Genomic DNA, 13,147 nt, shown 5'->3' with positions numbered 1-13,147 from the left:
TTGACGCGGGCCCGGGGGAAACGGTTGCCCGCCCGTGAATCACGGTTGGGTCTCTCCCCGGATGACGGCGAGGACCCCGTCCAGCTCGTCCGCCTTCACCAGGACGTCGCGCGCCTTCGACCCCTCGCTGGGACCGACGACGCCCCGCGACTCCATCAGGTCCATGAGCCGGCCCGCCTTCGCGAAGCCCACCCGCAGCTTGCGCTGGAGCATCGAGGTCGACCCGAACTGGGTGGAGACCACCAGTTCGGCCGCCTGGCACAGCAGGTCCAGGTCGTCGCCGATCTCCTCGTCGATCTCCTTCTTCTGCTTCTGCCCGACGGTGACGTCGTCCCGGAAGACGGGCGCCATCTGGTCCTTGCAGTGCTGCACGATTCCGGCGATCTCGTCCTCGGTGACGAAGGCGCCCTGGAGGCGCACCGGCTTGTTCGCGCCCATCGGCAGGAACAGCCCGTCGCCCTTGCCGATCAGCTTCTCGGCGCCCGGCTGGTCGAGGATGACCCGGCTGTCGGCGAGCGAGGAGGTGGCGAAGGCGAGCCGCGAGGGGACGTTCGCCTTGATCAGCCCGGTGACCACGTCCACCGAGGGGCGCTGGGTGGCGAGCACCAGGTGGATGCCGGCCGCGCGGGCCAGCTGGGTGATGCGCACGATCGAGTCCTCGACGTCGCGCGGGGCCACCATCATCAGGTCGGCGAGCTCGTCGACGATCACGAGCAGGTACGGGTACGGGCTGAGCTCCCGCTCGCTGCCCGGCGGCAGTTTGATCTTGCCGTCCCGGATGGCCTGGTTGAAGTCGTCGATGTGCCGGTATCCGAAGGCGGCCAGGTCGTCGTAGCGCAGGTCCATCTCGCGCACGACCCACTGGAGCGCCTCGGCGGCCCGCTTGGGATTGGTGATGATCGGCGTGATCAGGTGCGGGATGCCCTCGTACGCGGTCAGCTCGACGCGCTTGGGGTCCACGAGCACCATCCGGACGTCCTCCGGGGTGGCCCGCACCATGACCGAGGTGATGAGGCAGTTGATGCAGGAGGACTTGCCGGAGCCGGTGGCGCCGGCGACCAGCACGTGCGGCATCTTCGCGAGGTTGGCCATGACGTAGCCGCCCTCGACGTCCTTTCCGAGCGCCACCAGCATCGGGTGGTCGTCCTCGGCCGCGTCGGCCAGCCGCAGGACGTCACCCAGGTTGACCATCTCACGGTCGGTGTTGGGGATCTCGATGCCGACGGCCGACTTGCCGGGGATCGGGCTGATGATCCGGACGTCCGGGGAGGCCACGGCGTACGCGATGTTCTTGGTCAGGGCCGTGATCCGCTCGACCTTGACGGCGGCGCCCAGCGTGACCTCGTACCGGGTGACCGTCGGGCCCCGGGTGAAGCCGGTGACGTCCGCGTCGACCTTGAACTCGGTGAACACGTTGCGCAGCGAGGCGACGACCGCGTCGTTGGCGGCGCTGCGGGTCTTGCCGGGGCCGCCCTTCTCCAGCAGGTCGAGCGAGGGGAGGGCGTACGTGATGTCCCCGCGCAGCTGGAGCTGCTCGGCGCGGGGCGGCAGCGCCTGGGGCGCCGGCGGGGCCTTGGTCAGGTCCGGGACGGACAGGGTGCCGGAGGCCGCGGCGGTGGTGTCGTGCGGGGCTGCGGCCGGCTCGGCCGCCGGCTCGGCACCCGCACCCGCAGCCAGGTCGGGGTCCGCGGCCTTGGTCCGCTCCGCCCGCGCGGGCGGCACCGGAGCGGTGATCTCCACGCCCTCGCGCCCCTCGCACTCCGCCGAGATGCCCTGCGTCAGGTCGGCCACCAGCGGGGAGGGCGGCATTCCGCCGTAGACCACCCCGTCCAGCGCGGCGGCCGCGGCCGCGGCCACGTCGACGGCGTCCATCTCCCGCTCGGCGGCCGGCCGGGCCGGGGTCCGGCGCGGGCGCCGCCGCCGGGCGAGCGCCTGCTCCTCGGCGGCGTCGGCGGGACCCCCGGAACCGGCGGGATCCGCCGGGCCACCCGCGCGCGCACCGGCCCCGCCCGACCGGGCCCGCCACTGCTCGGGGTCGTGCCGTTCGGCGGCGCCGCCCTCCCCGTAACCCTCGTCGTACTCGTTCGGGGCGATGATCCCCAGCCGGATCCCGAGCCGCCGCAGCCGCTGCGGGATCGCGTTCACCGGGGTCGCCGTGACCACCAGCAGCCCGAAGATCGTCAGCAGCACCAGCATCGGCACGGCGAGCGGCGCGCCCATGGTGAAGATCAGCGGCTTCGAGGCGGCCCAGCCGATCAGCCCGCCCGCGTTCTGCATGGCGGTGGTGCCCTCGTCGCGGCCCGGCGCCCCGCAGGCGATGTGCACGAGGCCGAGGACGCCGATGGCGAGCGCGGTAAGGCCGACGCCGATCCGGCCGTTGGCGTCGGGCTGCTCGGGATGGCGGATGAAACGGACCGCCATGACGCCCAGCAGGATCGGCACGAGCAGATCCAGTCGTCCGAAGGCACCGGTGACCAGCATCGTGACCAGATCCCCGACCGGACCGCTCAGGTTCGACCAGGTACCGGCCGCGACGATCAGCGCGAGGGCGAGGAGCAGCAGCGCGACGCCGTCCTTGCGATGGGCGGGGTCGAGGTTCTTGGCCCCCTGACCCATCCCGCGGAACACCGCGCCCACCGCGTGCGCGCAGCCCAGCCACACGGCGCGCACCAGCCGCACCACGCCCCCGGTGGGGGACGGCGCGGGCTTCGGCGGCGCCTTCCGGACGGGGGCGCGCCGGGGCGCGGCGGCCTTCTTCGCGGCGGAACCGCGCGCGGCGGCCGCCTTCTTCGCCGGCGCCGTCGTCCGGCCGGTGCGGCCCTTCGCGGTGCCCGCTGTGCTCTGGGAACCCTTGCCGGACGTACGTGAGGCCATGGGCCTGAGGTTACCGGTGCGCGCGCCGGTGGACACGCGTGCCCACCCCTTCACCCGTTCGTGTCGCGCGCCGTGTCGGTGCTTTGACGCACCGCCAGACACCGCTCTGTGACGAACGGCCCGGCCGGCGCCCCTCGTCGGGCTCAGCCCTGCGCGGGCAGTACCGGCGTACCCCCGCCGGTCCCGGGCTCCAGCGCGTCGAGCGCCCGCCGCAGTCCGGTGAGCTTGCGCTCCAGATGGGCCGCGGTCGCCACGACCGCCGCGTCGGCCGACTCCTCGCCGAGCTGCTTGGTCAGCGCCTCCGCCTGCTCCTCGACCGCGGCGAGCCGCGCGGAGAGCTCGGCCAGCAGACCGGCCGTCTCCTTGCTGCCCTCGCCGCCCGAGCCGCCGCCCTCCAGCTGGAGCCGCAGCAGCGCCGCCTGCTCCCGCAGCTGGCAGTTCTTCGTGTAGAGCTCCACGAACACCGAGACCTTGGCCCGCAGCACCCACGGGTCGAAGGGCTTGGAGATGTAGTCCACCGCGCCCGCGGCGTAGCCGCGGAAGGTGTGGTGCGGACCGTGGTTGATCGCGGTGAGGAAGATGATCGGGATGTCCCGGGTCCGTTCGCGCCGCTTGATGTGCGCGGCGGTCTCGAAGCCGTCCATTCCGGGCATCTGCACATCCAGCAGGATGACCGCGAAATCGTCCGTCAGCAGCGCCTTGAGCGCTTCCTCCCCCGACGACGCCCGGACGAGTGTCTGATCGAGCGCGGAGAGGATGGCCTCCAGCGCCAGCAGATTCTCCGGCCGGTCGTCGACCAGGAGGATCTTGGCCTTCTGCACCATGCCCTGTCCTCCTCGCCCCGGCATGGGGCCTCCCCGGCTCCTGGCACCGGCCTGTACGCCGGGCCCCGCCCCAGAAGAGGACGGCATCCTTGCGCCGTCCGTCCTTGTGCCGGTCATCGTAGCCCCAGTCCCGAGATCGCCACACCCTGTCACCAGGATGTCACTGTGCACGAAGCAGAAACGGTGTGGGGGAGCAGAAGGTTCCCCGTCCCCCGCCCTTTCACACCGTTTTCGCCACAGTCAGTCAGCAATTGGTATCAGAGTGCACGCCCGCCGATCACTTGCCCCGCATCCACTGTTCCATGACCGACAGCAGATAGTCGGGGTCGACCGGCTTGGTGACATAGTCGGAGGCACCGGAGTCGATCGCCTTCTCCCGGTCCCCCTTCATCGCCTTCGCCGTCAGCGCGATGATCGGCAGTCCCGCGAACTGCGGCATCCGCCGGATCGCCGAGGTCGTCGCGTACCCGTCCATCTCGGGCATCATGATGTCCATCAGTACGACCGTCACATCGTCGTGCTGCTCCAGGACTTCGATGCCCTCGCGGCCGTTCTCCGCGTACAGCACCGCCAGTCCGTGCTGCTCCAGCACGCTCGTCAGCGCGAACACGTTCCGCACGTCGTCGTCCACGATGAGCACCTTCTCGCCGTGGAAGTCGTACGACCGCGGCAGCACCGGGAGTTCCTCCTCCGGGTTGGCCCAGTCGCCCTCGGACCCCTGCGCGTGCGGCTGTCCCGGAACCGCCGTACGCGGCTCCAGGTCGCTCAGCGCCTTGCGCCGCCGCCGGAACAGCGCGGCCCCGCCCTGCCCCTGACCGGCCGGCTCGGCGGCCGGCGGGGCGGGCGTCACGTGCTGCGCCTGCTGCGGCTGCGCCTCCGGGGCCGGGGCCGCCGGAAGCGCGGGGCGCGCCCCGTCGGCCTGCCTGCGGTACACCTCGCCGCGCCCGCCGCCGGGCGTGGGCGGCGCGTACCCCTGCGGCGGCAGCTCGCTCGGGTGCAGCGGCAGGTACAGCGTGAACGTGGAGCCGCGGCCCGGCTCGCTGGCCGCGTGGATCTCACCGCCCAGCAGCCGGGCGATCTCCCGGCTGATGGACAGCCCGAGCCCGGTGCCGCCGTACTTCCTGCTGGTCGTTCCGTCGGCCTGCTTGAACGCCTCGAAGATCACCAACATCTTGCTCGCCGCGATCCCGATTCCGGTGTCCGTCACCGAGAAGGCGATCAGGTCGGCGTCCGCCTCTCGCAGCGAACCGGCCTCCAGCAGCTGCTCCCGGATCGCCGTCGGCACGTCGGAGCCCGCGGGCCGGATCACCAGCTCCACGGCCCCGGTGTCGGTGAACTTCACCGCGTTCGACAGCAGGTTGCGCAGCACCTGGAGCAGCCGCTGCTCGTCCGTGTGCAGGGTCGCGGGCAGCTCCGGCGAGACCCGTACCGAGAAGTCCAGGCCCTTCTCCGCGGTCAGCGGCCGGAAGGTGGCCTCCACGTAGTCCACGAGCTGCACGAGCGCGATCCGCGTCGGCGAGACGTCCATCTTCCCGGCCTCGACCTTCGACAGGTCCAGGATGTCGTTGATCAGCTGGAGCAGGTCCGAGCCCGCCCCGTGGATGGTCTCCGCGAACTCCACCTGCTTCGGCGACAGGTTCTCGTCCGCGTTGTCGGCGAGGAGCTTGGCCAGGATCAGCAGCGAATTGAGCGGCGTGCGCAGCTCGTGCGACATGTTCGCCAGGAACTCGGACTTGTAGCGCATCGAGACCGCGAGCTGCTCGGCACGCTCCTCCAGGACCTGCCGTGCCTCCTCGATCTCGGTGTTCTTCACCTCGATGTCCCGGTTCTGCTGGGCCAGCAGCTCCGCCTTCTCCTCCAGCTCGGCATTGGCGGCCTGGAGGGCCTTCTGCCGGTTCTCCAGCTCGTCGGAGCGCTCCCGGAGCTGCTCGGTCATCTCCTGCGACTGCTTGAGCAGCGTCTCCGTGCGGGAGTTGACGCTGATCGTGTTGACGCTCGTGCCGATCATCTCGGCGATCTGGCTCAGGAAGTCCTTCTGGATCTGCGTGAAGGGCTGGAACGACGCCAGCTCGATGACGCCGAGCACCTTCCCCTCGAACAGCACCGGCAGCACGATCACATGGGCCGGCGGCGCCTCCCCCAGCCCCGAGGAGATCTTCAGGTAGCCCGGCGGGGTGTTCTCCACCAGGATCGTCCGCTTCTCCTCGGCGACGGTCCCGATCAGCCCCTCCCCCGGCCGGAAGGAGGTGGGCACCGCGCCGCCCGCGTACGCGTAACTCCCGCGCATCCGCAGCTCGTACGAACCGTCGGGACCGCCCTCGGTCCCGAACTCCGCGGTGCCGCCCGAAGGCAGCGCCAGGAAGAACGCCCCGTGCTGCGCGGAGACCACCGGCGTCAGCTCGCTCATGATCAGCGAGGCCACGTCGTCCAGCTCGCGGCGGCCCTGCATCAGGGCGGAGATCCGGGCGAGATTGCCCTTGAGCCAGTCCTGCTCCTTGTTGGCCAAGGTGGTGTCGCGCAGGTTCGCGATCATCGTGTTGATGTTGTCCTGGAGGACCTGGATCTCGCCCGACGCGTCCACGTCGATCTTCAGGTTGAGGTCACCGCGGGTCACCGCGGTGGCCACGGCCGCGATCGCACGCACCTGCCGGGTCAGGTTCCCCGCCATCTCGTTCACGGACTCGGTCAGGTCGCGCCAGGTGCCGTCCACGTCCCGCACCCGCGCCTGGCCGCCCAGGATCCCCTCGGTACCCACCTCACGGGCCACCCGCGTGACCTGGTCGGCAAAGGAGGACAGCTGGTCGACCATCGTGTTGATCGTCGTCTTGAGCGCCAGGATCTCCCCGCGCGCGTCGATGTCGATCTTCTTGGTCATGTCGCCCTTGGCGATGGCGGTCGTGACCATGGCGATCTGCCGCACCTGTCCGGTGAGGTTGGAGGCCATGAAGTTCACCGAATCGGTCAGGTCCTTCCACGTACCCGACACACCCGGCACGTGCGCCTGGCCGCCGAGGCGGCCCTCCGTACCCACCTCGCGGGCCACGCGCGTGACCTCGTCCGCGAACGAGGACAGCGTCTTCACCATCGTGTTGACCGTGTCGGCGAGCTGCGCGACCTCGCCGCGCGCCTCCACCGTGACCTTCTTCGTCAGGTCGCCGTTGGCCACCGCGGCCGAGACCTGCGAGATGTTGCGCACCTGCGAGGTCAGGTTGTTGGCCATCAGGTTGACGTTGTCGGTCAGGTCCTTCCAGATGCCCGTCACCCCGCGGACCCGGGCCTGACCACCCAGGATCCCCTCGGAACCCACCTCACGGGCGACCCGCGTCACCTGCTCCGCGAAGGAGGACAGCTGGTCCACCATCGTGTTGACGGTGGTGACGAGTTCGAGGATCTCGCCCTTCGCGTCCACGGTGATCTTCTTGGAGAGGTCGCCCATCGCGACCGCCGTCGTCACCTCGGCGATGTTGCGCACCTGCGAGGTCAGGTTGTTCGCCATGAAGTTGACGGACTGCGTGAGGTCCTTCCAGGTGCCGGAGACCCCCTTCACCTCCGCCTGACCGCCCAGGATGCCCTCGGTGCCCACCTCGCGGGCCACCCGGGTCACCTGCTCCGCGAAGTTCGAGAGCTGGTCCACCATCGTGTTGAGGGTGTTCTTCAGCTCCAGGATCTCGCCGCGCGCGTCCACGTCGATCTTCTGCGACAGGTCGCCGCGCGCCACCGCCGTCGCGACCTGGGCGATGTTGCGCACCTGCGAGGTCAGGTTCCCGGCCATGCCGTTCACCGAGTCGGTCAGGTCGCGCCATACGCCGGCCACACCGGGCACCTGCGCCTGGCCGCCGAGGCGACCCTCCGTACCCACGTCCCGGGCCACCCGGGTCACCTGCTCGGCGAAGGCCGAGAGCTGGTCCACCATCGTGTTGATGGTGTTCTTCAGCTCCAGGATCTCGCCGCGCGCGTCCACGTCGATCTTCTGGGACAGGTCGCCGCGGGCCACCGCGGTGGTCACCTGGGCGATCTGGCGCACCTGGGAGGTCAGGTTGCCGGCCATGAAGTTGACGGAGTCGGTGAGCTCCTTCCACGTCCCGGACACCCCCTCGACGCGGGCCTGGCCGCCGAGGCGGCCCTCCGTACCCACGTCCCGGGCCATCCGCGTGACCTGGTCGGCGAAGCTGGAGAGCTGGTCCACCATCGTGTTCACGGTGTTCTTCAGCTGGAGCATCTCGCCCGAGACGTCCACGGTGACCTTCTGCGACAGGTCGCCGTTGGCCACCGCCGTCGTCACCTGCGCGATGTTGCGCACCTGGCCGGTGAGGTTGCGGAAGGCGGTGTTCACCGAATCGGTGAGGTCCTTCCACGTACCCGCCGCACCCGGCACCTGCGCCTGACCGCCCAGCTCACCCTCGACGCCGACCTCACGGGCCACCCGCGTCACTTCCGCGCCGAAGGACTGGAGCTGGTCCACCATCGTGTTGACGGTGTTCTTCAGCTCCAGCATCTCGCCGGCCACGTCGACCGTGACCTTCTGCGACAGGTCGCCGTTGGCCACCGCGGTCGTCACCTGCGCGATGTCCCGCACCTGCGTGGTCAGGTTCCGGAAGACCGTGTTGACCGAATCGGTGAGGTCCTTCCACGTGCCCGCCGCACCCGGCACCTGCGCCTGACCGCCGAGCAGGCCCTTGGCCCCGACCTCGCTGGCCACCCGCGTGACCTCGTCCGCGAAGGTCCGCAGCGTCTCCGTCATCTGGTTGATCGTTTCGGCCAGCTGCGCCACCTCGCCGCGCGCGCTGACCCGTACCTTCTGCGACAGGTCACCGTTGGCCACCGCCGTCGTGACCTGCGCGATCCCCCGCACCTGGGCCGTCAGGTTGCCCGCCATCGTGTTGACGGAGTCGGTCAGGTCCTTCCAGACACCCGCGACCCCGGGCACCTTCGCCTGGCCGCCGAGCTCACCCTCCGTACCCACCTCGCGCGCTACCCGCGTCACCTCCGAGGAGAACGACGACAGCTGGTCCACCATCGTGTTCACGGTGTTCTTCAGCTGGAGCATCTCGCCGGCCACGTGCACCGTGACCTTGCGCGACAGATCGCCCTTGGCCACGGCCGTCGTGACGAGAGCGATGTCACGCACCTGGGCGGTGAGCCGGTACGCCATCGTGTTGACGGAGTCGGTCAGGTCCTTCCAGGAACCCGACATCCCGCGGACCTGGGCCTGACCGCCCAGCTTGCCCTCGGTACCCACCTCCAGCGCGACCCGCGTCACCTCGTCGGTGAACGCGGACAGCTGGTCGACCAGGTTGTTGACCGTACGCCCGACCTTCAGGAACTCACCGCGCAGCGGATGCCCGGCCCCCTCCGCGGCCTGCGTCCGCAGGTCCATCCGCTGGTCCAGATCGCCCTCGGCGACCGCCGACAGCACCCGGCCCACCTCGGACACCGGCCGGGCCAGATCGTCGACCAACTGGTTCGAGGCGTCGATCGCGGCGGCCCAGGAGCCCTCACAGGCGCCTGTTTCCAGCCGTTCGCTCAGCTTCCCCTCGCGGCCGACCATCCGCCGCACCCGCGAGAGCTCTCCCGTCAGATGGAGGTTGCGATCGGCCACCTCGTTGTAGACGGCGGCGATCTCCGCCATCACGCCGTCGCCGGAGACCGTCAGCCGCTTGCGGAAGTTCCCGTCCCGCATCGACACCAGGGCCGTGAGCAGCCGGTTCAGGGCCGCGGTATCGACTTCCGTCGTACCGCCCCGACGGGACCTCCCGCCCTTCGGGCGCGTTCCCGTACGCCGCACCGCCGCGCCAGACTCCACCGTGTCCCTCCCGAAAGGGTCGACCGCTGTTCCACCGACACCCGGCGAGTCGCACGCCCGGCTATCCCATCCTGCCCAGTGTTTCACCCTGGCCGAACCCGGCCATAACACTTCGGCACCATCGCACACCGGCCGCACCCTGCGGGTGGAATCCCGGACGAGGGCACCATGCCGACCGCGAAGGTAAGTAACCTGGCACCCGATGTCCAACCGCGTCGAAGGAGATTCGTGATCACGGCTCGGGCGGCTGCCAGCTTCGACCCCCTCGGGCGCTCGGTCGCCGCGGCCCGGGCGTTCGTCCGCGACACCCTGCAGGGATGGGGCTTCGCGGACATCGTCGACGACGCCGTGGTGCTCACCAGCGAACTCGTCACCAACGCCGTGGTCCACGCCGGCACCAAGGCCGAGGTCCTGTGCCTGCGCTCCGGGGACGGCGTACGGGTCGAGATCGCCGACCGGTACCCGGAACGTGAGCTTCCTCTCCAACACCCCGGCGAGCGCCCGTACGCCGACCCCGACCGCGAGAACGGCCGCGGGCTGATGCTCTGCGCCGCCCTCGCCACCCGCTGGGGCGTCGAGTACACCGCCACCCACAAGCACGTGTGGTTCCGGCTCGACCTCCCGGACCGGCCGGTCGGTACCCGCTCCGCCGGACCCGTCGTACCGGACCGCCTCCTGCCGCTGGCCGACAGCCGCGTGCGCGTCGCCGTCCTCCAGATCGACGCCTCCGACGCGATCTCCGCCTGGAACGAGGATGCCGAGCACGTCTTCGGCTACGCCGCCGAGAAGGTCCTCGGCCGCCCCCTCGCCGAGCTCGCCGCCTGGCCCCAGACCCCCGGCACCGGCACCGGCATCGCCGAGGCCCTGCGCCTGTCCCGCTGGGAGGGCAGCTACGGCATCCGCGGCGCCGACGGCCGCGTGATCCCCGTGTACGCCTCCCACCTGCGGGTACGCGACGCCCACGGAGAGCCGTCCATCGTCTGCCTGCTGGTCCACGACGACGAGCGGGCCCTGCTCCAGACCCCCGTGCGGGCCCCCTCCGCCGACAGCCTCCAGCTCACCGAGCCCCGCCCCGCGGACCCCTTCGAGGTCTTCATCGGCTCCCCCGCCCCCGACGACCTCGACGGACTCCTCCAGCGCACCGTCGAGCGCGCCCGCGACATGCTGGACGCCGACTCCGCCTTCCTGCTGCTCGCCACCGACGACGAGACCGAGCTGGAAGTCCGCGCGACGACGGGGCTCCCCTCCACCCGCCAGCGCTTCGCCCGCGTCCCCGTCGAAGCCGGCACCAACCGGTACGGCTCCGCCCGCATGCCCGCCGTCCACGACGACCTCGCCGCAGTCCCCGGAGCCGTACCGCTCCTGGAGGCCACCGGCATGCGCTCGGTGATCACCGTCCCGCTCAAGGTCGAGGGCCGGCTCACCGGCTCCCTCGGCGTCGCCGCCGAGATGCCCGGCCGCTATTCGAACGCCGAGGCCCTGCGCCTCCAGTTCGCCGCCGACCGCATCGCCCTCGCCGTCGAATCCGCCCGCCTCGGCGAGCTGGAACGACTGCGACGCGGCTCCCTCTCCTTCCTCGTCGAGGCCTCCGACCTGCTCGCCGGCACCCTCGACCGGGACCAGACCCTGGCCCTGATGGCCCAGATGACCGTCCCGACCCTGGCCACCTGGTGCGCCGTCTACACGATCGCCGACCAGTCCTCGGACCCGTACCTCGCGTACGTGCTGCACGAGGACGAGGAGCGCATCGACGGCCTCAAGGCCCTGCTCTCCCGCGTCAGCCCGCCCGACCCGGTCCGTGAGGCGGGAGCCCGCCCCTGGCCGGTGACGGCCCAGGCGGTCGGCGGCGAGACCGTCGTCCTGCCGCTCCTGGCCCGCAACCGCGTCATCGGCATGCTGACCCTCGGCAAGCCCTCCGAGGAGCACTTCCGCCAGGAGATCCTCGAACTCGCCGAGGACCTCTCCCGCCGGGCCGCCCTCGCCCTCGACAACGCCCGCCTCTACTCCGAACGCACGGCGATCAGCCGCTCCCTGCAGCGCAGCCTGCTGCCGCCCGGCTCCCCGGCCATCCCCGGCATGGAGGTCGAGGTCATCTACCGCGCGGCCGGCGAGGGCAACGAGGTGGGCGGCGACTTCTACGACGTCTTCCCGATCCGCGACGGCGCGTACGGCTTCGCCATCGGCGACGTCTGCGGTACGGGCCCCGAGGCGGCCGCCGTCACCGGCCTGGCCCGGCACGCCCTGCGCCTGCTGGCGCGCGAGGGCCTCGGCGGTCCGGCCGTCCTGGAACGGCTGAACGCGGCCATCCTCGACGAGGGCGCCCGCAGCCGGTTCCTGACCCTCCTGTACGGGGAACTCCACCCGCAGCCGGACGGCGGCGCCCTGATGAAGGTCGTCTGCGCCGGTCACCCGCTGCCGCTGCGCCTGCGCCCCGACGGCCGGGTCACCCCGGCCGCGGACCCGCAGCCCCTGCTCGGCGTGATCGACGACCTCGACCTCTACGAGCAGACCCTCACCCTGGATCCGGGCGACGTGCTGCTCTGCGTCACGGACGGCGTCACGGAACGCCGCGAGGGCACCCGCATGCTGGGCGACGACGGCCTCGCGGAACTCCTCACCACCTGTACGGGCCTCACAGCCGGAGCCGTCGCCGCCCGCGTCCTGCGCGCGGTGGAACGCTTCGCGGCCGAGCCCGCCTCGGACGACATGGCGATCTTGGCCTTCCGCGTCCCCCAGCTGCGCTCAGGGGACTAGCCCGCAGGCCGGCGGGTGGCGGAGCGCAGCGCGAAGGCCATCACGACTTCGAACACGCCCAGCAGGACCAGCCAGAGCCCGAGCAGCCGCGTCAGCGCGACCGCGGAATCCACCGGGAAGCAGAGCACGACGATGCCGGCGACGGTGGCGAGTGCGCCCAGGCCGAAGAACAGGCCCCGGTGCACGAGGGTGTGGTCCGCGATCGCGGTGTAGGCCGTGAGTACTCCGGACACCAGCCAGAACATCCCGAGGATCAGCGACAGCGCGCCGATGGTCTGCATCGGATGCCGCAGGACGAGGACGCCGGCCAAGAGCGCCAGCACGGCCACCAGGACGCCCGCCAGTCTGCTGCTGCCGTCGTTGCCGTGCGAGAAGGCGGTGACGAACCGGAAGACGCCCGCCACGAGCAGCTGGAGGCCGATGATGACGGCCAGGATGTGCAGCGTCTCGTCGGGCCACACCAGGATCAGGATGCCGGGAATCAGGGTCGCGAGGGCGAAGCCGAGAGCCCAGCGCCAGGAGCCTCCGACCTGCCGGAGGACGTCTTCGGGGTCGCTCTGCGGGTGCTTCGGCGCCGCGTCGAAGGGTACGGTCATCACGCCTCCCAGGGGTTCACCCCTTGCCGCCCATGTTAGGGAGTCCTGGCGCGGCCCGCCCGTCCGGCGATGGAGCCGACTCCCGGAAACGCAAAAAGGCCCCCGCCAAGAGGCGGGGGCCTTTCTGTTTGGAGCCCTTTAACGGAATCGAACCGTTGACCTTCTCCTTACCATGGAGACGCTCTACCGACTGAGCTAAAAGGGCGGGTTGTTCGGCGGCGTCCTACTCTCCCACAGGGTCCCCCCTGCAGTACCATCGGCGCTGAAAGGCTTAGCTTCCGGGTTCGGAATGTAAC

5 protein-coding genes, 1 tRNA gene and 1 rRNA gene are annotated in these 13,147 nt (G+C 70.8%); 1 reads left to right on the top strand and 6 read right to left on the bottom strand.

Going from position 1 to position 13,147, the window contains the following annotated elements; all coding sequences use genetic code 11:
- Positions 1–39: 39 nt before the first annotated feature.
- The 3 genes from ACS04_RS17230 to ACS04_RS17220 form a co-directional block, all read right to left on the bottom strand.
- Positions 40–2,874, bottom strand: coding sequence for a DNA translocase FtsK (locus ACS04_RS17230; RefSeq protein WP_048477517.1), 2,835 nt, complete (start codon positions 2,872–2,874; stop codon positions 40–42).
- A 143-nt stretch (positions 2,875–3,017) separates the two neighbouring features.
- Positions 3,018–3,698, bottom strand: coding sequence for a response regulator (locus ACS04_RS17225; RefSeq protein WP_048477516.1), 681 nt, complete (start codon positions 3,696–3,698; stop codon positions 3,018–3,020).
- Positions 3,699–3,975: 277 nt separating this feature from the next.
- The gene (locus ACS04_RS17220; RefSeq protein WP_209441713.1) at positions 3,976–9,501 is read right to left on the bottom strand and encodes a HAMP domain-containing protein; all 5,526 of its coding nucleotides are present in this window, start codon (positions 9,499–9,501) and stop codon (positions 3,976–3,978) included.
- A 168-nt stretch (positions 9,502–9,669) separates the two neighbouring features.
- Between ACS04_RS17220 and ACS04_RS17215 the strand changes: the two genes are divergently transcribed.
- Positions 9,670–12,255 (top strand): SpoIIE family protein phosphatase, encoded by a 2,586-nt coding sequence (locus tag ACS04_RS17215; protein WP_063839281.1) that lies wholly within the window; start codon positions 9,670–9,672, stop codon positions 12,253–12,255.
- On the opposite strand, the gene ACS04_RS17210 is transcribed toward ACS04_RS17215, so the two are convergent.
- From ACS04_RS17210 to rrf, 3 genes are all read right to left on the bottom strand, one after another.
- Positions 12,252–12,851: an HdeD family acid-resistance protein gene (locus ACS04_RS17210; RefSeq protein ID WP_048477514.1), complete on the bottom strand. Its 600-nt coding sequence runs from the start codon at positions 12,849–12,851 to the stop codon at positions 12,252–12,254. The two genes, ACS04_RS17215 and ACS04_RS17210, sit on opposite strands and share 4 nt — an antisense overlap.
- A 129-nt stretch (positions 12,852–12,980) precedes the next feature.
- Positions 12,981–13,056, bottom strand: a tRNA-Thr gene (locus ACS04_RS17205).
- 5 nt (positions 13,057–13,061) lie between these two features.
- Positions 13,062–13,147, bottom strand: a 5S ribosomal RNA gene (gene rrf / locus ACS04_RS17200); the annotation flags it as partial.

Origin of the sequence: Streptomyces roseus (assembly GCF_001044425.1) — a bacterium.
GTDB lineage: Bacteria > Actinomycetota > Actinomycetes > Streptomycetales > Streptomycetaceae > Streptomyces > Streptomyces roseus.
Note: the sequence above shows the minus strand (reverse complement) of the source record. Positions and strands in the feature narration are given on the sequence as shown.